We start from the raw sequence: 18,957 nt of genomic DNA on the forward strand, positions 1-18,957 counted from the left end.
TGACCATTCTCGAAAAAATTGCGTTAGCTCTCCCTGCCGTTGAATCCCCCGCCCGATAACAAGACCGTTCGGCTCTTTTGTTTCTTTAAACAATCTTCTTTATCGCCTCTCTCTCGCCACCATCCCTTGCTTAACGCAAGGGGATTTGTGGCTCACGGCATAGCGGTCGGGGGTGTTCTTTTTTCTAATTTTTACATCATGACCATTCTCGAAAAAATTGCGTTAGCTCTCCCTGCCGTTGAATCCCCCGCCCGCTATATGGGCGGCGAAGCGAACAGCGTCGTGAAAGACCATAGCCAGATGCTCTGCAACATGGCGTTCGTGTTCCCCGACAAGTACGAAATCGGCATGAGCAACAACGGAATCCGCATTCTGTACCACGTGATCAACCGCGAGCCGGACTTGCTGTGCGAAGTTTCGTTTGCGCCGTGGGACGACATGGCAGCCGAGATGCAGAAGTACGACATCCCGCTGTACAGCTACGCGAGCTACACGCCGGTGCGCGATTTCGAGGTGGTCGGCATGACGCTCCAGACGGAGCTCAATTTTACGAACGTGCCCTACGTACTCGACATTGCACGTATCCCCGTTTGGCAAAGGGATCGACGCGAAGAAGCTCCGATTGTTGTCGCCGGCGGCCCTGCCATGGCAAACCCCGAACCGGTTGCCGACTTCTTTGACGCGTTCATGATCGGCGACGGCGAAGACATGATTGTGAAGTTTTTGCGTTGCGTGGGCGAAGGCAGAAAGGCGGGCCTCCCCCGCGCCCAGATATTAGAGAATTTGTCCAAAATCGACGGCGTGTACGTACCGAGCCTACGCCCCGTCATCACCAACGAATTTGGCGACATCGTTCCGGCTGAACCCGCCAAGGGCAGCTACCAGAACACAAACGGTGTACGACGGCAGTTCATTCCGGTCATGGCCCCGAAGAACTACCCCATCAAGAACCTGATTGCAAACATGCAGCTAGTACATAACCGCTTCAGCGTGGAAGTCATGCGCGGTTGCGCCCAGGGTTGCCGCTTCTGCCAGGCAGGCATCTGGTACAGGCCTTGCCGCGAGCTCGACCCCGACGACGTTTTGGACATCGCCAAAGCCGGCATCAAGGCGACCGGCGAACGTGAACTCGGACTTCTCAGCCTCTCCACCGCCGATTACAAGCCGGTGGAAGGTTTGACCGATTCCATTATCGACGACCCATTCTTCGATACCGTGGACGTGAGCCTTCCGAGCATTCGCGTGAACGCTTTCGGCGAAACGCTCGCCCAGAAGATTTCTGCCCTCAAGGGCGGCCGTAGCGCGACCTTCGCTCCCGAAACAGGCTCCGAACGAATCCGCAAGATGATTAACAAGACCATCAGCGACCAGGACATGTACAACGCCGCCGAGCACGCCTTCAGTAGCGGATTCAACAAAATTAAGTTGTACACAATGATCGGTTTCCCGACAGAAAATGAGCAGGACATGGAAGCGTTCTGCAACTTAATCGAAAACCTGGTGAAGATTGGCCGCAAGTACCTGCGCGGATGCCAGATAGCCGTAAGCATGGGCATCCTGATTCCGAAATCATTTACGGGACTTCAATGGGCGCCCTTCATGGACAAGGAAACCGCCCTCAAGCACATCCGCTACGTGCGCGAACGTTTTTTCCGCCACCCGAACGTGAAGGTGAACTGGGCCGGTTGGGAAACGAGTTTCTTGGAAGCGATCTACAGCCGCGGCGACCGCAGACTCGGCCCCGTGATTTACGCCGCCTACAAGAAGGGGATCATCTTCGAAAGCGATTCCTACCGTTTCGATTTTGACAAGTGGTTGCAGGTTTGGGACGAATGCGGCTACGATACCAGCTGGGTGTACCGTACGCGAGAGAAAGACGAAGTATTTCCGTGGGATTTCATTCACGCTGGAACCAGCAAGCAGTACCTGCGCGGCGAATGGGAAAAGGCATTCAAGGAAGATTCCGCACCGGTGCCCAACTGCAAATGGGGCGACTGCCAGAAATGCGGCATCCCCGGCTTTGGCGCCGAAATCAAGCTCGCGAACGACCCGGTGCGACACAAGGCCCCGAGCCGCACGCCCGAAGAAATCAAGAAGCTTGTCGCCGAACGCCGCCCCACGCAAAAGAGCTGCCACAGCTACAAGATTACCTTCAAGAAGACAGGCCTCAGCAGATTCCTGCCGCACCAGAACATGCTCAGTTTCTTCGAGCGAACCTTCCTTTGCGCAGGCATTCCCATCAAGTTCAGCGAAGGATTCAGCCCGAAACCGCGCATTTCGAACATGGGCGCGCTCCCGCTCGGTCTTGAAACTTATTGCGAAGTCATCAGCGTAGACCTGTTGCAGCCGCTCGACATTTCCAAGGAGAACCTGCCGAAGATCATGGCCGAACTTTCAAGGCCGTTCCCGCGCGGCATGGAAATCGTGAACATCGAACCGCTCAAGGAAAAGCTCAGTAAGCACATGCCGACGGCGATGATTTATTCATTCACACCCGATGCGATTCCCGAAGGCATCATGGAAAAGTTCGAAAGCAAGACGCTCCCCGTGGTACTCAACCACCGCGGCCAAGAAATCAACTTGAACGAACACCTGCTCGGAATTCAAATTGCGGGCGGCGCCATCATCACCAAGGTCAAGTGCAACAACATGGGCACGACCGTGAGCCCGTTCAACATTTACGCGGCACTCATGGGAGTAGAATTCGACCCGAAAAAACTCGACGAAAGTTCCCGCCGCTACCTGATCAAGAAAATCGCGATGGAATTTTAGATTGGCATTCCCCTCGTATCCGGCCTATTTAGCAGATTTTACATAAGTTCAATACTCTAGGCGTTTTTTTTAGATTATATTTCACGAAACCAAACCATAAGGAGTATTTTATGAAAAAGATGTTTTTGGCCGCCATTACGGCCCTCGCCCTTTGCAGCTACAGCTACGCCCAGGACGACTACGAAGATGAATACGAAGAAGATGCCCCGGCCCGCGAAGAAGCCGCTCCCGCAGTAGAAGAAGCCGAAGAAGACGAAGCTCCCGCTCCGGCTCCTGCAGTAAAACCCGCAAAGAAAGCGAAAAAATCTGACGGCAGCGCATTCCTCGGCATCGGAATGGGCCTCACTTCCAACTTCGCTGACAAGGGCCTCAAGGAAATCGATGTCAAGATCAAGCTGAACGAAAGCATGATGGTTACCGCCATTCTCGGCCTGTACCACTATGGCGAAACCTCGACCGAAAACAAGACCCCAGCAGGAACCATCACCACTGACGCAGGCGACAACCACACCGGACTTGCAATCGGTGCCGGCTTCGACTATTTCTTGCCGATGCCGCTCCTGCCGGCCTCAGCAGGCATTGACCTGATTTATGTCAGCAACGGCGAAATCGAATCGACTGACCCTGCTACAAAAACCACAGTAACCGCATCTTCCGGTGATTTCCTGATTGACCTCATGTTCGGCGTCCATGCGGAACTCGTTCCCAACATGATTCTGACAGGTAAGGTTGGCTTGGGCTTTGACTATTTCTTCGCCTCGAACGAAACGAGCATCGCCGGCGCCTCTACAGAAGCAAACACGTCTCGCCTGGACTTCGGTCTGAAGGCTGGCGTCTACGCTACATGGTTTTTCATGTAATCGAACCTGAATGCATTTTAGAAAGTCCTCGCGAAAGCGGGGACTTTTTTCACATAATAAAGTTGCTGATGGATTCCGTCGACCTTACGGTCTCCAGAATGACGCTCAGACAAAGGAGAACAATCGGTCTTCCGTGAGCCAAAAGCGACTCGGCGCAAGCGAGTCGTGTTGGCGAGAGAACCGGCTACAGAGTAAGGAATCTGCTGAGTTTAGCCGGTTCGGTCTTCCGTGAGCCATAAACGACTCGGCGCAAGCGAGTCGTGTTGGCGAGAGAACCGGCTCCGGAGTAAGGAATCTGCCGAGTTTAGCCGGTTCGGTCTTCCGTGAGCGACTAAGCCGCAAGCGTTAAGCTGTGGCGGTCGCGAGAGAACCGGCTCCGGAGTAAGGATTCTGCCGAGTTTAGCCGGTTCGGTCTTCCGTGAGCCATAAACGATTCGGCACAAGCGAGTCGTGTTGGCGAGAGAACCGTCTCCGGAGTAAGGAATCTGCTGAGTTTAGCCGGTTCGGTCTCTTCTACTCTGCGGGGAGAATAATCTCGATGTGGCGGGTGCTTACATTCAGGAAGTGCGTACGGAACAGGTCCTTTTCGCTCTTGTCGCTGACTTTTACCTGCGTGACGGCAATAAAGTCCTTGTTTTCGCGGATATAGTCCGTAAGGCGCTCGTCACGGAGCGTGTCGATTTCGCCTGTAATGATAAAGCTGTCGGTCCAAATTTTAACTAGCATGCCTCAAATATAAAGTTTTTTTGATTTGCAAGTAGAAAAAAAGTGTTTTTTTGTTGCATTTTGGCTTTTTGAGTGTATTTTATTGGGTGTTAACATGCGTTCAACCGCACACAAGGAGTTTTATATGACGACCAAGAAAACACTCAAGCTTACTCCAGGCAAGATGATCTACCATAACGCCGAATTTATTGATAGCGATGTTGGCCGTCCTATCCGAATTCTTTCGGAATTCATGGGTCCGAACCAGATTTTTGCCCAGGAAGGCATCAAGAACACCATCGTGTTCTTCGGTTCGGCGCGTACGCTCCCCATGAGCGAGATTAAGAAACGCCTGAAAAATTGCAAGAACAAGAAAGAGGCCATGCGTCTCAAGCGCCTTTCTCTTGTCGCCGAATACTATGACGCCGCTCATGAACTCGGCGTGAAACTTGGCCGTTGGGCCAACAAGCAGCACAAGGGATTCGCCCTGATGACCGGCGGCGGCCCCGGCATCATGGAAGCGGGAAACCGCGGCGCAAACGACGTGGGCACATCCTCCGTCGGCCTCAATATCAAGTTGCCGTTCGAACAGCACCCGAACCCCTACATCGACGACGAACTGAACTTGCAGTTCCGCTATTTCTTTATCCGTAAGTACTGGTTCATGAAGATGGCGCGAGCCCTCGTGGTGTTCCCCGGCGGTTTCGGCACCCTCGACGAAATGTTCGAACTGCTGACTCTTATCCAGACCAAGAAATACGGCGACCGTATGCCCGTCGTGATTTACGGCGGTAAATACTGGCACCAGGTTATCAACTGGGACTATCTTGCCGACACGGGAATGATCGACAAGGAAGACCTCAAGCTGTTCCATATCTGCGATACCGTTGAAGACGCATACAATATCATTACGACGGCACTCGAAAAGACGATGGAATAGCGCGCCTTCGGCGCAGTTGGAAGAACTGAGTTGGTAGAACTTAGACAAGAAAGATTATTCTAGGCTCTAAGTTCTAAATTCTGAATTCCGAAATAGCTATCTTTGGGGCATGATTCGCAACATTCTGGCAGAAACATTAGACCGCGTATCCAGAAACCTGGCGCTTCGCCCCAACTACACCATGGAAGAATACCAGAGGTGGTTTGACCAGAATCCCGAATACATGCACAACGGGGCGATGCAGCATATCCAGCTGGTGGAGCCGCTGACTCTCGAAGGCACGAACAACCTGTACCGCGCCCAGTTCTGGCTGGAACATCCGAACGACTCGAGCCGCTACGTCGAACAGGAAATCGTCGTCAAGATTTGCAAATTCTGGGCGACCCCCGGCAAGAATCGCCTGCACCGTCTGAATATGCTCCTGAGCGCTTTCCAGGACGAAATCCGCATCAACAACCTGATTCACGCCACGAACATCGAAGGAGTGGTTCAAAGCATGGGCGGAGGCATCGCCGGTAGGCACCCGTACCTGAAAATGGAGTTCATCAAGGGCTGTTCTCTGGACAGGCTTTTCAGAAAAGACCTCACCGACGACGACATTCTGCACCGTGTAGCGCAGCTCGCCTACCTTGCGAACACCATCAGCCAGCTGCACTACTACCAGATTGTCCACAAAGACCTGAAACCCAAGAACCTGTTGCTTTGCCAAAACCCGCAACACAAGAACAACCATAAGATTCTTATTTGCGACTTCGGTTACGCACAGGCAAAGCTCCGCGAATCCGTCACCGAATACGGTGGCCAGATAACGCCCTGCTACAGCGCCCCGGAACAAGCGATCATGGGCGAGAACCTTTCCACATCCGTCGACTATTTCAGTTTCGGAATCATCGTTCACGAATACCTGACGGGCGAGCCGCTTTTCCCTCATTCGATGGATATATTCATCGAAGACGGTTACCGCATTACCGACCGTTACCTGGAATACCTGAAGACCGGACGCGAAAACCGCTTTAACGATCCGCGTTTCCCGGAACTTGCGCAATGGATTGACAACCTCACGATTTTCGACAGTTTCGAGCGCATGCAAAACAGCCCGAACCTGTTCGACATCGCCCACAAGCTACGCGAACGCGTGAATGCCCAAGGGTATCGCGACGTCAACACGGATTTCTTGTGGAACCAGTTGCGCGAATACAACCGTTTTTAGTTTGTTAAAAATCACAACCCTTGACGCAGTGGTTCTGCTGGAATTCCGCCTCCAGGACCTTGACGCCACGATTGTAGCGGCGATACGGCCCCTCGCGTAACCCCTTATCAAAAGTCATTTCTTCCTTAAGGCCACCCAGGTCATCAAAAACCTTGGCAACGCCATGCAACTGGCCACGCATATACGGCAACTTGCGGCGGAGCTTCCCCTGGTCATCCCATTCTTCAGTCAGACCGTCCAGGATTCCGCCATGGTAAATTTCCTTGCTTTTCTTGGAGCCGTTTTCGAAATAGACCGTCGAAACGCCCTCTTCGATTCCATTCTTGTAGCCGATAGTCTGCCAGAGTTTTCCATTCTCGAAATAACTCTTAAACACACCGTCAAGTTTTCCGTTTTTGTACGGAGCTTCGATAGCCACCTTCCCGTTCGGATGATAGCTGATAGCCACCCCCTCGCGAATGTCGGTTCCTCCCTGGACCGTATAAAGGCGCGAAAGGGTACTGTCCGCGTAAAATTCTCTTATCGTATCGAGCGTCACCGCCGGCGAATTCTGCGCTACAGCGACCGAGCAGAGCACACATAGAGAAATACACAACAGAAATACTTTTTTCACGCTCACAAATGTAGCTTTATCGCCAATAATTATGTATTTTGCGAGTGCTTATGCGCATTACTTTTTTAAATCCGCCGTTTCATCCGATGTTCAGTCGCGAGTCGCGCAGTCCGTGCGTGACCAAGTCTTCTACCCTTTATTGGCCCATGTTCCTGAGTTACGCCGCCGGCACTGTCGAAGCGGACGGGAACGAAATCCAGCTGATCGACAGCCCCGCCATGGAGCTCGATCTGCCGAAGACATTGGACGGCATCAAGAAGTTTGACCCCGAACTCGTGATTTGCAGCACCAGTACGCCGAGTATTTTGAACGACCTCAAGGTGGTACACGCCATCAAGGAAGCGCTTCCGAAAACGAAGATTGCTATCATGGGTACGCACGCTACAGCCGAACCGCTGGAATCCATGGAAATGGAACCCAGCCTCGATTTCGTGATTATCGGCGAAGCGGACTACACCGCGAGGAACCTCGCCCGCTACCTGCGCGGCGACATCAAGGACATTTCGAGCATCGCGGGCCTCGCCTTCCGCAAGGCCGACGGCACCGTCGATTTTCAGCCCGAAGGCCCGAAAATCGAAAACCTCGACGAAATCCCGTGGGTTTCCAAGGTTTACCGCAAGTACCTGTACAGCTGCTACAAGAAGTATTTCTACGGCGCGAACCTGAACCCGCTGATCGTGATTCTGAGTGGCCGCGGCTGCCCGAACCGCTGCAGCTACTGCGTGATTCCGCAGACACTGAACGGCCACAAGTTCCGCCGCCGCTCTCCGAAAGATGTTGTAGACGAACTGCAGTTCATCAAGGACAACTTTGATGACTTGGGCGAAGTCTTCTTCGAAGACGACACCTTTACCGCAAGCCATGAACACGTTCGCGAAATCTGCAACCTGATTCTGGAACGCGGCCTCAAGATTACCTGGAGCTGCAACGCCCGCGCCGATGTGCCGCTCGATCTGCTCAAGCTCATGAAGAAGGCCGGCGGACGCGAAATGTGCGTGGGATTCGAAAGTGCATCTCCGGTGGTTCTCGAAAACATCCACAAGGGTGTGAAGAATATAGACAAGGCCATCGAATTCACCAAGAACGCCCGCAAGGCTGGACTCCTAGTGCACGGCTGCTTTATGGTCGGTAACCCGGGCGACACGCCGGAAACGCTCCGCATGACGCTCGACTACGCCAAGAAGTTGAACCCCAATACAGCGCAGTTCTACCCCATCATGGCATACCCCGGCACCGAGGCCTACAAGGAAGCTCTCGCTAGCGGCGCATTGCAGACAAAGGATTACAACCAGTGGCTGGACAAGGACGGTTTCCACCGCACCACCATCCAGCGCGGCGAACTCACTAGCCAGGCTTTGGTCGACTTCTGCGACAAGGCCCGCCGCGAGTTCTACCTGCGCCCGAGCTACATCCTGCGTCAAGGCATCATGGCCATCAAGAATCCGCGCGAACGTTACCGCGTAATGCGTGGATTCGGCACACTCGTGAAGCACCTGTTCCGCAAGCACGGACAGCTCGCCCCTGTGGCGCGCCAGGCCCCGACTAACAAGTCGTAAAGGGAAACCCGAGGTTTCCCTCTAGACTCCTTTCCTTTACTGCAGTTCGGAAATCCTTGACGTCGTAAAGGGAAAAACTCTTTAAAACCGAAATGGCCTATTTCCATGAGAAATAAGGTCGTTTTTTATGTACACGAGAATCCGTAAATTCGTTTTCGACAAAAGCACTACATTTTAAACCCAGCATCCACCATGCATTTTTGGGCGAAGCAATTTGCTTTGTCTTCTTTTTCGGGAAAATTGTGCGTGATTTCGATGTTCTGCAGGCAAATTCCCTTCTTGCCGTGGTACATCACGTGCGCCAGCTCATGGAAGAACGTGAACCACATCGTCGCGCGCTTCTCGAAGCGGTCGTGCAGCTGAATCAGCGGCACATTCTTGTACCAGCGGTACATCCCGTGAACCGGCGAACTCTTGAAGTTCTGTACGAACAGCACGCGGATACCGATTTTGCGGCACAGCGCCTGCAGGCCCGTCATGCAGTCGTCAACCACTTCCGCCTCGGGCGTCCAGTAGGTAATGCGCTTCTTGCTCTTCGGGCGAACCTTGTTGGCCGCCGCAAAAGCAACGATTTCGGGGAGAGCCGCCTTCAAGCGCTTGCGCACCGAAATCTGTTCCTGCTTTTCCATCGGGTCCCGGTCCGCAAGAATTTCTCCGCGACGAATCCACGCCGAAGTCGCGTACGGATCCTTGACATCGGCCAGCGAGATACGGAAAGCCACCTTAAGCTTGGCATCCTTGTAGTAACTGTCCCACGCCTTGGGGGACGCCACCGCGAAGAACTTGAGGAGTGGCATCAAAGATTTTTCGTCACCCTTATTGTACTGCACCCAGTCGCGCACATTGATTTCTGAAGGAAAAGATTTCTTCCAAAGAGACTGATCCGAAAGCGAAGCCTTGATGCGCTCACGCGAGAGGAATTCATCGAACGACATCTGACGGCGTAGCCAGTAAATCGCCGGAATTTCCGTAATCATCTCTAACATTATTGCCACATCAGGCGTTATGCGGCTGTTACCCTGCAAAATATCATTCACCGCCTTGGGCGTATAGCCCATGCGAGCGGCCAGGTCATTCGCGTCAAGACCCATTTCTTCAAGTTTTTCGGCCAATTCACTTCCCGGGGAAGGAACATGCCACAATTCAATTTTGCTTCCATTCATACAGCCACCTATCCGTGATAATCCACAATTTCAAGCATTTTTGCAGTACGCTCGTTTGCCCACACAATTTGAGCAACCGGCCCCTCGTTTGTGCTCTTGAATATCAACCTGTACGGCTGATCCAAGTCGCAAGCCCATTGGCCCGCACGATTCCCTACCAAGTCGTGATAATGCCCCGGTAACCCCCGCAAGGCTTCAAAATTAGCAGCATCACTAATTTGAGCCAGCCGATCAACGTAACGTTGGGCACGCCGTTGTCCAAGCGTTTTCAATGCGTATGCCCTATCGGTAGCGCATTTTTTTTCAAGTCTTTGTCTTCAAAAAGTATGTCCATGCCAACCTCAAAATTTTACTACACCTACAATATACATTAAAATTTTAATAAATGCAATAGGTATATTATTTTTTTGAGTTTTACACTCGCAGTTCAAACCCTTGACAGCAGGATTACGCCGAGTATAGATTTATTCTTGCCAGTGCAAAAAAAAGCAAAGGAGCAAATTATGGGAAGGAAGCCGCGTATCAATTCATTCATCTACACATACGGCAAATTCGGGAAAGGATTTCGGGAAATCCTGGACACCGAGAATAAATTCCTGTATTCACATGGACACTATCCGACAAAAATCGTAGCAGAGGACCTGCCCGAAGACTACATAAAAATTCGCAGTCGCACGCTTTGGTATATGACGGGTTTCCTCAAGACGTCGGGCGTTGTCGATATCCAATACAAAATGGCGAAGCTAAACCATCTGTTCAAGGACGATTACATCTTTATTTCTTACAAAGAAAAACTGAAGGTTGAAGAAGACCGATTTGGTTTCATAGACTATGTCAATGACGACGCATGTTTTTGCGGGCCCGACATCCTAGATATCGCCCACGCCGTTGAGAAATATTCACTTCTTGACATTTCGCACATTCGAAAGGGAATGAAGGAAAAAGTACGCTGGCTAAAGAAAAACGAACCCGATTTTTACGAAACTTGCTTCCAAGGAAATGACAAAGATTTCTTGAAAAAGATTGACAGCAAGTGGTGAAAGTCCGCATAATCCAGGCTCATCGTAACAATTTCGTTCAGAATTTTGAGACGTTCGTCGTGTTCTTTTGGAAATAAAAAATATATATTTAAAACATGGCGAACACAATCTACACTCTCATAAACAAGGAAACGCCCCTTTGCGACTTCGTAATCGAAGGAGAGGGCGAACTTGAACTTTGCAAGATTGTGAAGACCTTTTCGCCGTCGCCCTTTTGGTGCGAACCCCTTACGTCGTGGATCGAGAACAGAAGCGCAGCCAAACACAGAGCGCACGTAAACAAGATTCTGGACCTTTGTGGCGGAAAGACAAAAAGCGGCTTTATCGCACTCACGCACTGCCTTTCGCTGACAGATACGCTTTGGGTGAAATGCGAAAATGAAAACGTGACCTGGAAAGACGTCAACCTTTACGAGAACAACTTCGACGAGGTCATCTCCAAGCATTCGTTCGACGGGAACGGACTTTTCGGAGTGCAGATGTCCACGACATCGCCCGAACTCACGACCGACGGCGCCTACGACAAATGCTGGCTGAATGAAAAAGACGGAATCCACCTTATAAAAACCGGCAGCACCGGTGCTAGGAATGCGGGGCTGGAGCCCTACGGCGAAGTACTCGCGAGTCAAATTTTCGAGAAAATATGCAACTCGGTCAAGTACTGTTTTAGAAGGTTCGACGGCCGAGTCGTTTCGGATTGCAAGATTTTCACCAGCCAGGAATTCGGATACAAACCAATTAGCGTTTTCTTGAAGAACGGCATAAGATATGGTCTCCCAGAGACACTTGAAATCTACCGCGGAATGGGTTGCGAGGACGCCTTCCGACGAATGATCGTGGCCGACTGCATCACGCTGAATTCCGACCGGCATTTCGGCAACTTCGGTTTTACTGTAAACAACGAGACCTTCGAACGGACCGGAATCAACCCGTGCTTCGATTTCAACATGGCGTTCGTCCCCCTGTCCGAAGAAGGCTTCGACTTTGGTAAACGTGCCGACGGAACGGAATGCGACTTTGACGAATACCTCTCACACCGCGGGCCCGTAATCGGCAGCGACTATGTCGCCCCCGCCCGCGCGATACTCACGCCCGAAATCAAGAAGTGCGTGGAAGAAATCCGCGAAATTACACTAACCATCCCCTGCGACGAAAGATTTAGCGAGAAACGGCTCGCGCAGATGAACATGATAAAGAATGTTCAGTGCGAACGGATTCTCGGATTTGACGCAAAGTGGGAATTTTAGTGGGCGTTGCCATGCCGAGGAAGCGCCATGGTTTCCATTTTGGAAACAACCACTTTTTTAATAGAAAAAAAAGAGATTTTGATTCAATGACAAGAATAGCCGATCTTAAGACACTTCGCGAAAGCGAAGACCGTGTTGAATTCAAGGCCGCAAGGCATAATTATCCGTTTGCCGGAGGGAAGAACGCGGATCCTAAAGAACGTCGGAGATGTGTTCTGGGCTATATAGTTGCCCTCGCAAACGAAAAAGGCGGGAAACTCGTACTTGGAATGGCCGACCAGTATCCGCACGGAGTCGTTGGTTCAGATTTCGCAGAAGGCGATACCGAAATGTTTTCTATCCTTTCTGAACAGGAACCCGATTTTTCCGCCAAAATTTGTGAAGGCCTGAAAATCAAGGACCTGGACAAAGCCGCAATAAACATTTTAAAACAAAAATACTCTGCAAAGCAAGAGAATCCACTGTTTCTGACACTGTCAACGACTCAGCTACTGTCGGACTTGGATTTGATGCATGGCAACAAGATTACCTATGCGGCCCTAATTCTTCTCGGGAACAGAGAAACCATTCGTAAATATCTACCACAAAATAGAATCACGGTGGAATTCAGGACCATCCCAACAGCCATTGAATACTCCGCACGCAAGGAATTTCAGGAGGCCCTGTTTGCAGAAATCGACCACATTTGGGAATATATAAATCAGCCCGCAAGCAACCCGCTCCAGCATTATCAAGATGGGCCCTACATATACGATGTCCCCTCGTATAACGAGAAAAGCATCCGCGAAGCCCTCCTGAATGCAATTTGCCACCGGTCCTACTTAATCCACAGCGATGTCGTTGTAAGGCAAAGTCCGGATTATCTCGAAATCACGAATGCAGGAGGCTTCCCCATCGGGGTCGACCTAGACAACATTCTCACAACCAACAGCGTCCCCCGAAATAAGCTCCTATGCGAAGTATTGCAAAAGACAGGGCTTATCGAACGATCCGGTCAGGGCGTCGACAAGATGTTCTACCAAAGCATTGTTGACGGCAAGGCTCTTCCCAGTTACGCAAATACCGATGCATTCCAGGTCAGCATCAAATTCTTTGCGCCCATAAAGAGCGTCGCTTTCCTGAAATACATCACCAAACTACAGCCAACGCTCAAGAACAAGAAAGCCCTATCTGTACAAGAACTTATCACGCTCCAAAAGATTTGTCTAGGCGATAACGATGGATGCGTGAATGCGGTCCTTGACTCATTACATAAAAAAGGGCTGCTGCAAAAGCTCGGTGCAGCATATTCACCTAATACGGATTTCATTGCCTTGCAAAATGCGACAACAGATAAAATTGACGACATCAGTTCAATAGTCAACGACCCTAACTATATTGAGCAGGATTCCAAAACTAGGGGTAAAACTAGGGGTAAAACTAGGGGTAAAATACTGGATTATCTCCGCCAGCACCCCGAAGCAATCTTAACGGATTTGGCAAAGGAACTTCAAATATCCTATAAAGGCGTAGAATGGCATTTCACGCGATTGAAAAAAGAAGGCCTAATTAGGCACATCGGCCCAAATAATGGCGGTAACTGGGAAGTGGTATCGGAAAACAACAAATGATTACTGTCCTTAAATACATCGCCCTGGTCGGCACGTTCTTCATTTACACCACCTCGGGGGTGTTCTCGAAGCTTGCGTCGCAGCGGGAGTTCCTCTCGCCGGGGTACATCGCGTTCCTTGCCTGCACGGTGGGCGTGCTGGGCATCTATGCGGTGCTGTGGCAGCAGATTATCAAGCGGATGGATGTGAGCCTGGCCTACATGTTCAAGGGCACGGGCGTGGTGTTCGGGCTACTGCTTGCGCACTTTGTATTTGGCGAAGCAATCACCACGACGAACATGGTCGGGGCGGCAATCATCATCTGCGGCATCACGCTGTATGCGAGGCCATGATGTTCTACGTGCTCGCACTATTCAACGTCTTTGTCGCAACGGTGGCCCAGATGCTCCTGAAGAAGGCCGCCATCACGCCGCACAAGTCATTTGTCAAGGAATACCTGAACCCGTGGGTTATTGGCGGGTACTCGCTGATGGTGTTCTCGCTGGTATCGAATGTGTATGTGCTGAGCCAGGGCGTGCTGCTCAAGGAGCTGGGCACATTCTTTGTTCACCCCCTCACTTACACCCTCATTTGCCATGACATCTACGCTGCCATGTACCATGACATTTTGCCGCCAAGAATTACATGCCAAAGAATTCGTTCGCTTTTTTGCAGACAAAGTCTATTTCTTCGGTTTTCAAGCCAAAGAACATGGGCAGGCGCAGCAAGCGATTGCTTTCGCTGGTAGTGAACTTGTCTTCGCCGCTAAAGCGGCCATAGCGCAGGCCCGCAGGCGAGCTATGCAGCGGCACATAGTGGAATACAGCTAGAATGCCGTTGTACACCAGGTGCTTAAGGAGCGCCGTACGCGTCTGCAAGTCCTCGACCTTCAGGTAGAACATGTGCGCATTGTGCTTGCAATGTTCAGGAATGAACGGCAACTCGACCAGGCCCTTGTCGGCCAGCGGCTGCAAGCGTTCGCGGTAAGCATTCCAGCTCGCCATGCGGTTGTCGTTAATTTCGTCGGCGCATTCCAGCTCCGCATAAAGGTATGCGGCATTGAGTTCGCTCGGCAAGTAGCTAGAGCCGAGTTCCACCCAAGTGTACTTGTCGACTTCGCCACGATGGAACTGGCAGCGGTTCGTGCCCTTCTCGCGGATAATTTCTGCGCGGTCGCAATACTTCTTGTCGTTGATGAGCAGCGCACCGCCCTCGCCCATGCTATAGTTCTTGGTTTCGTGATAGCTGTAGCAACCAAAGTCACCGAGCGATCCGAGCGCCTTGCCCTTGTAGGTCGCCATCATGCCCTGCGCGGCATCTTCCACCACGAACAGATTGTGACGCTTTGCAATCTCGTTGATCTTGTCCATCTCGCAAGCCACGCCCGCATAGTGCACCGGCACAATCGCCTTCGTCTTCTCGGTGACGGCGGCTTCAATCAGGTTCTCGTCCAGGTTCATAGTGTCGGGGCGAATGTCCACGAATACGCACTTGGCCCCCTGCGACACAAACGCATCGGCCGTACTCACGAACGTGAACGACGGCATAATCACCTCGTCGCCAGGCCGGATGTCGCAAAGACGGGCAGACATTTCAAGCGCATGGGTGCAGCTGGTAGTCATCAGCGCTCTCACAGCACCGGTATGCTTTTCAAGCCAATCGTGGCACATCAAGTTGTAAGTGCCATCGCCACAAATACGGCCACTTTCGACGGCCTGTTTCACATAATCGAGTTCGAGCCCCACAAATGGCGGTTTATTGAATGGAATCTTCATAACGCAGAAAATATATATTTTTCAGGCGTAAAAAAGATATATTGTTTACATCATGAGTTTTAAAAAAAAAATGTTGCTACTCGGCGGTGGCCATGCCGAAATCCCGCTGATTCAGGCCGCGCAAAGTTTGGGCTGGTACGTGATTACCACGGGCAATGACCGCAAGGGTCTCGGTCATCCATATGCCGACAAAAACGTATTTGTAAACTACAGCGACAAGGACGCGATGCTAGAACTCGCCAAAAACGAGGGCGTTCAAGCGGTTTGCTCCGGCTGCAACGATTTTGCCTTACTCAGCACCGTGTATGTTTGTGAAAAGCTAGGACTCCCCGGTCACGACAGCTACGCGACAAGCCTCGAAATTCACCACAAGGATAAATATCGCGCACTCGCTACACGACTCGGCATCCCGACGCCGCGAGCCCTTGTTGTTCGAAGCGTAGCCGATTTTGAAGCCGCTACCGCGCAACTCACATTCCCAATTATTGTAAAGCCAGTCGATTTGACAGGCGGCAAGGGCATTCACCGCGCCGCAACCGCCGATGAAGCCCGGGTCGCTTACAAAGACGCCTGCAGTCGCACACGCCAGGACCACATCGTGGTCGAAGAATTCGTGCAAGGTTCAAACCACGGGTTCTCCGCCATGCTCGTAAAGGGAAAAGTCGCATTCGCCTTCTCCGACAACGAGCAGTACTATATCAATAAGTACATGGTCTCGGGTGCAAATTCGCCGAGCACCTCCAGCGACAAGACTCTCGCCATGCTCCGCGAATACAGCGAGCGCATCGCGCAGGAACTCCACCTAGTTGACGGCATTCTGCACATCCAGTACATCGAACGGGCTGACGGCACGCCCGTCATCATAGAAATATGCAGGCGCCCTCCAGGCGATTTATACATCAAGTTCGTGAAGTACGCGACAAGCATTGACTACCCGAAATTCATCGTGATGGCCGAAACCGGCGAGGACATTTCCGGCATTGCCGACATGCCTACGCAAGGATTCTGGCTCCGGCACTGCATAATGGCCGATTGCCAATCCGGCGAACGGACCGCGTCGGGCGACATCTGCGAAGGCATTGTCCGCGACGTAACTTTCGCGTCCGAAATCCAGGGGAATATCGTTGAAAAATTCCTGTGGTACAAGCCAGGCGAAATTATTACAGATAAACTCACCTACAAGGCCGGAATTGTATTCTTCAAGTTCGATACCCTCGCCGAGATGCAAGACAAGACTGCAAGAATGCCAGATTTAGCCCGCATTATCGCTGAATAATTCCCAATGTCTTCCCGACTCGCCAATATCCACTTGCAGATTTGCTGCTTAGTGGATATGGTCCTCGGGACGGGGAAGCCGGGATCTCCTTTTTCCGAAAAAAAAGAAATTTTTCTTAACATTAGTTGTGCGCATTGATAAAAAAATATCCTATATTCCGTAATATGAAGAAGGAACCTTTCCAGATTGCGTTTATCGGCGGCGGCATCAATTCGGCCATCGGCGAAGTCCACAAGGCGGCAAGCCAGATGGACGGGCATTTCGAATTGGTAGCGGGCGCGTTCAGCACCCACGCCGAGACCAACCGCAAGACCGCCGAAACTTGGGGCGTTACTGCCGAGCGCACCTACAATGATTATCACGAACTTTTGAAAGCCGAAAAAGGCAAACTCGATGCCGTCGTAGTGCTTGCGCCGACCGATTACCACAAAGACATCGTGATTGACGCCCTACGCGCCGGGTTCCCCGTGGTGTGTGAAAAGTCGCTCGCCACCAGCTTTGAAGAAGGCGAAGAAATCGCCAAGGTTGTCGCCGAGACAAAAGGGTTTTTCTGCACCACGTACAACTACACCGGCTACCCGATGGTACGCGAACTCAAGCAGTTTATTGCCGACGGAAAGCTCGGCAAAATCCAGCAGGTGCAAGTCGAAATGCCGCAAGAAGGCTTTATGCGACTGGGGGCACACAACGAACCGCCCAAGCCGCAGGCCTGGCGCCTCAAGGATACCGTCATCCCGAAAATCTCGCTGGACCTTGGCAGCCACCTGCACAATATGATTTACTTTTTGACCGGCGAACGCCCGGAACGCATTGTGGCCGACCAGGCCACCTTTGGGCTTTTCCCGCAGATTGTGGACAACGTGGGTGCCCTCGCGCAATACACGAACAACGTGCGCGCCCAAATCTGGTTCAGCAAGACGGCGCTTGGCAACCGCAATGGCTTGCGCATACGAGTGTACGGCAGCGAAGGTAGCGCCGAATGGTTCCAGCTGGAACCCGAGACGCTCAAGACCTGCGACCTGCGGGGCAACGTAAGCCTTCGCGACCGCACCGGCGATGTGAAAATTGCAAATCAGCAGCGCTACAACCGATTCAAGGCGGGTCACCCCGCGGGCTTTATCGAGGCGTTCGCCAACTACTACAAGGATATCGCCGACTGCCTTGGGCAATACTTTGAAACCGGTAGCTTTACCAGCCAATACGTTTGCGGCATCCGCACCTCCCTCGAGGGCCTTTCCATGATGCAGGCCGCGGCACGCTCTGCGCAGAGCAACAAGTGGGAGAATGTATGAAACTCTCATTCGTAATTCCCTGTTACCGCAGCGAAAACACCATTGAGACCGTGGTGCAAGAAATCTGCGATACCGTAGCGACTCGCTCCGGCATCGACTACGAAATCGTGCTGGTGAACGACTGCAGCCCCGACGGCGTGTGGCTAGTCATCAAGCGCCTCGCCGCAAACGACAACCACATCAAGGGAATTTGCCTTGCGAAAAACTTCGGGCAACATTGCGCCCTTATGGCAGGCTACGGGCAGGCCACCGGCGATTACGTAATCAGCCTCGATGACGACGGACAGACCCCCGCCAGCGAAAGTTTCAAGCTTGTAGACAAACTAGAAGAAGGCTTCGACGTGGTTTACGGCTACTACGAGCACTCCGCACAGCACCTCTTCCGCCGCTTTGGCACGTGGGTCAACAAGAAAATGGCCGAGGCAATCATTGGCCAGCCCAAGACGCTCCGCACCACGAGCTTCTTTATCATGCGCAAGTTCATCGTCGAAGAGATCGTGCGCTACCCCCACCCGTTTGCCTATATAAGCGGACTTGTATTCCGCGCCACCAAGAACCTGGGCAACGTCGAAGTCCAGCACCGCCGCCGAATCGAAGGCGAATCGGGCTACACCATCGCAGGCCTAATCGGGCTATGGATTAACGGCTTTACCGCATTCTCCGTGAAGCCGCTGCGTGCCGCTACCTTTATCGGCCTCCTCTGCGCCCTTGTCGGCTTTGTCGCAGGCCTCTACGTCGTTTACCAGAAATTCCTCAATCCCGAAATTCCCGTAGGCTACACAAGCATACTCGCCACGCTCCTGTTTGTGGGTGGTATGATCATGCTATTGCTCGGGCTCATCGGCGAATACGTGGGCCGCATCTATATCAGCATTAACCAGTCGCCACAATACGTGGTGCGGGAACGGACTTTCTAGGC

At 52.0% G+C, this 18,957-nt stretch carries 17 protein-coding genes; 12 read left to right on the plus strand and 5 right to left on the minus strand.

All coding sequences use genetic code 11. The annotated features are described in order from the left end of the window. Positions 1-198: 198 nt before the first annotated feature. A complete protein-coding gene (locus Q0P86_RS11300; protein WP_295039509.1) occupies positions 199-2,772 on the plus strand; it encodes a TIGR03960 family B12-binding radical SAM protein in 2,574 nt (857 codons plus the stop codon). 110 nt (positions 2,773-2,882) lie between these two features. Next, on the plus strand, positions 2,883-3,632 hold the full coding sequence (locus tag Q0P86_RS11305; RefSeq protein WP_295039511.1) for a hypothetical protein: 750 nt from the start codon (positions 2,883-2,885) through the stop codon (positions 3,630-3,632). Between the two features lie 513 nt (positions 3,633-4,145). Here the strand turns inward: Q0P86_RS11305 and Q0P86_RS11310 are convergent. Further along, positions 4,146-4,358, minus strand: coding sequence for a hypothetical protein (locus Q0P86_RS11310; protein WP_072980375.1), 213 nt, complete (start codon positions 4,356-4,358; stop codon positions 4,146-4,148). 124 nt (positions 4,359-4,482) lie between these two features. Here Q0P86_RS11310 and Q0P86_RS11315 point away from each other — a divergent pair, with 124 nt between their 5' ends. Continuing rightward, positions 4,483-5,277, plus strand: coding sequence for a TIGR00730 family Rossman fold protein (locus Q0P86_RS11315; RefSeq protein ID WP_295039513.1), 795 nt, complete (start codon positions 4,483-4,485; stop codon positions 5,275-5,277). A gap of 109 nt (positions 5,278-5,386) precedes the next feature. After that, complete coding sequence (locus tag Q0P86_RS11320) at positions 5,387-6,487, plus strand: protein kinase (protein WP_294113497.1); 1,101 nt, start codon at positions 5,387-5,389, stop codon at positions 6,485-6,487. A 4-nt stretch (positions 6,488-6,491) separates the two neighbouring features. On the opposite strand, the gene Q0P86_RS11325 is transcribed toward Q0P86_RS11320, so the two are convergent. Further along, a complete protein-coding gene (locus tag Q0P86_RS11325) occupies positions 6,492-7,100 on the minus strand; it encodes a toxin-antitoxin system YwqK family antitoxin (protein WP_295039516.1) in 609 nt (202 codons plus the stop codon). A 50-nt stretch (positions 7,101-7,150) separates the two neighbouring features. Between Q0P86_RS11325 and Q0P86_RS11330 the strand changes: the two genes are divergently transcribed. Further along, a complete protein-coding gene (locus Q0P86_RS11330) occupies positions 7,151-8,656 on the plus strand; it encodes a radical SAM protein (protein ID WP_295039518.1) in 1,506 nt (501 codons plus the stop codon). A 167-nt stretch (positions 8,657-8,823) separates the two neighbouring features. Here the strand turns inward: Q0P86_RS11330 and Q0P86_RS11335 are convergent, their stop codons facing one another. Further along, complete coding sequence (locus Q0P86_RS11335) at positions 8,824-9,819, minus strand: ImmA/IrrE family metallo-endopeptidase (protein ID WP_294113491.1); 996 nt, start codon at positions 9,817-9,819, stop codon at positions 8,824-8,826. 503 nt (positions 9,820-10,322) lie between these two features. Between Q0P86_RS11335 and Q0P86_RS11340 the strand changes: the two genes are divergently transcribed. The 4 genes from Q0P86_RS11340 (at position 10,323) to Q0P86_RS11355 (ending at position 14,048) form a co-directional block, all read left to right on the plus strand. Further along, positions 10,323-10,859 carry a hypothetical protein gene (locus Q0P86_RS11340; RefSeq protein WP_295039521.1) on the plus strand — a complete coding sequence of 179 codons (537 nt, stop codon included), beginning with the start codon at positions 10,323-10,325 and terminating at the stop codon, positions 10,857-10,859. A gap of 95 nt (positions 10,860-10,954) precedes the next feature. Beyond that, positions 10,955-12,106 carry a hypothetical protein gene (locus tag Q0P86_RS11345; RefSeq protein ID WP_295039524.1) on the plus strand — a complete coding sequence of 384 codons (1,152 nt, stop codon included), beginning with the start codon at positions 10,955-10,957 and terminating at the stop codon, positions 12,104-12,106. Between the two features lie 86 nt (positions 12,107-12,192). Next, positions 12,193-13,716: an ATP-binding protein gene (locus Q0P86_RS11350; RefSeq protein ID WP_295039526.1), complete on the plus strand. Its 1,524-nt coding sequence runs from the start codon at positions 12,193-12,195 to the stop codon at positions 13,714-13,716. Next, a complete protein-coding gene (locus Q0P86_RS11355; protein ID WP_295039528.1) occupies positions 13,713-14,048 on the plus strand; it encodes an EamA family transporter in 336 nt (111 codons plus the stop codon). Before Q0P86_RS11350 ends, Q0P86_RS11355 begins: the two co-directional genes overlap by 4 nt. A 4-nt stretch (positions 14,049-14,052) precedes the next feature. On the opposite strand, the gene Q0P86_RS11360 is transcribed toward Q0P86_RS11355, so the two are convergent. Then, positions 14,053-14,253 carry a hypothetical protein gene (locus Q0P86_RS11360; protein ID WP_295039529.1) on the minus strand — a complete coding sequence of 67 codons (201 nt, stop codon included), beginning with the start codon at positions 14,251-14,253 and terminating at the stop codon, positions 14,053-14,055. Between the two features lie 83 nt (positions 14,254-14,336). After that, positions 14,337-15,470: a dTDP-4-amino-4,6-dideoxygalactose transaminase gene (gene rffA / locus Q0P86_RS11365; RefSeq protein WP_295039531.1), complete on the minus strand. Its 1,134-nt coding sequence runs from the start codon at positions 15,468-15,470 to the stop codon at positions 14,337-14,339. 52 nt (positions 15,471-15,522) lie between these two features. On the opposite strand from rffA, the gene Q0P86_RS11370 reads away from it, so the two are divergent. The 3 genes from Q0P86_RS11370 to Q0P86_RS11380 all read left to right on the plus strand — a co-directional run bounded on the left by Q0P86_RS11370 (position 15,523) and on the right by Q0P86_RS11380 (position 18,955). Then, positions 15,523-16,746: an ATP-grasp domain-containing protein gene (locus Q0P86_RS11370; RefSeq protein ID WP_295039532.1), complete on the plus strand. Its 1,224-nt coding sequence runs from the start codon at positions 15,523-15,525 to the stop codon at positions 16,744-16,746. 164 nt (positions 16,747-16,910) lie between these two features. After that, on the plus strand, positions 16,911-18,038 hold the full coding sequence (locus Q0P86_RS11375) for a Gfo/Idh/MocA family oxidoreductase (protein WP_295039535.1): 1,128 nt from the start codon (positions 16,911-16,913) through the stop codon (positions 18,036-18,038). After that, positions 18,035-18,955, plus strand: a complete 921-nt coding sequence (locus Q0P86_RS11380) for a glycosyltransferase family 2 protein (RefSeq protein WP_291025289.1) — start codon at positions 18,035-18,037, stop codon at positions 18,953-18,955. The genes Q0P86_RS11375 and Q0P86_RS11380 overlap by 4 nt, the downstream gene beginning before the upstream one ends. Positions 18,956-18,957 lie beyond the last annotated feature (2 nt).

The organism is uncultured Fibrobacter sp., assembly GCF_946062555.1.
Taxonomy (GTDB): domain Bacteria; phylum Fibrobacterota; class Fibrobacteria; order Fibrobacterales; family Fibrobacteraceae; genus Fibrobacter.

Excerpts from the sequence above, each read along its gene's own strand:
- Q0P86_RS11370 (WP_295039532.1), top strand. The coding sequence starts at position 15,523 with ATGAGTTTTAAAAAAAAAATGTTGCTACTCGGCGGTGGCCATGCCGAA.
- Q0P86_RS11355 (WP_295039528.1), top strand. The coding sequence starts at position 13,713 with ATGATTACTGTCCTTAAATACATCGCCCTGGTCGGCACGTTCTTCATT.
- Q0P86_RS11375 (WP_295039535.1), top strand. The coding sequence starts at position 16,911 with ATGAAGAAGGAACCTTTCCAGATTGCGTTTATCGGCGGCGGCATCAAT.
- Q0P86_RS11380 (WP_291025289.1), top strand. The coding sequence starts at position 18,035 with ATGAAACTCTCATTCGTAATTCCCTGTTACCGCAGCGAAAACACCATT.
- Q0P86_RS11320 (WP_294113497.1), top strand. The coding sequence starts at position 5,387 with ATGATTCGCAACATTCTGGCAGAAACATTAGACCGCGTATCCAGAAAC.
- Q0P86_RS11305 (WP_295039511.1), top strand. The coding sequence starts at position 2,883 with ATGAAAAAGATGTTTTTGGCCGCCATTACGGCCCTCGCCCTTTGCAGC.
- Q0P86_RS11300 (WP_295039509.1), top strand. The coding sequence starts at position 199 with ATGACCATTCTCGAAAAAATTGCGTTAGCTCTCCCTGCCGTTGAATCC.
- Q0P86_RS11335 (WP_294113491.1), bottom strand. The coding sequence starts at position 9,819 with ATGAATGGAAGCAAAATTGAATTGTGGCATGTTCCTTCCCCGGGAAGT.
- Q0P86_RS11310 (WP_072980375.1), bottom strand. The coding sequence starts at position 4,358 with ATGCTAGTTAAAATTTGGACCGACAGCTTTATCATTACAGGCGAAATC.
- Q0P86_RS11345 (WP_295039524.1), top strand. The coding sequence starts at position 10,955 with ATGGCGAACACAATCTACACTCTCATAAACAAGGAAACGCCCCTTTGC.
- Q0P86_RS11330 (WP_295039518.1), top strand. The coding sequence starts at position 7,151 with ATGCGCATTACTTTTTTAAATCCGCCGTTTCATCCGATGTTCAGTCGC.
- rffA (WP_295039531.1), bottom strand. The coding sequence starts at position 15,470 with ATGAAGATTCCATTCAATAAACCGCCATTTGTGGGGCTCGAACTCGAT.
- Q0P86_RS11350 (WP_295039526.1), top strand. The coding sequence starts at position 12,193 with ATGACAAGAATAGCCGATCTTAAGACACTTCGCGAAAGCGAAGACCGT.
- Q0P86_RS11340 (WP_295039521.1), top strand. The coding sequence starts at position 10,323 with ATGGGAAGGAAGCCGCGTATCAATTCATTCATCTACACATACGGCAAA.
- Q0P86_RS11315 (WP_295039513.1), top strand. The coding sequence starts at position 4,483 with ATGACGACCAAGAAAACACTCAAGCTTACTCCAGGCAAGATGATCTAC.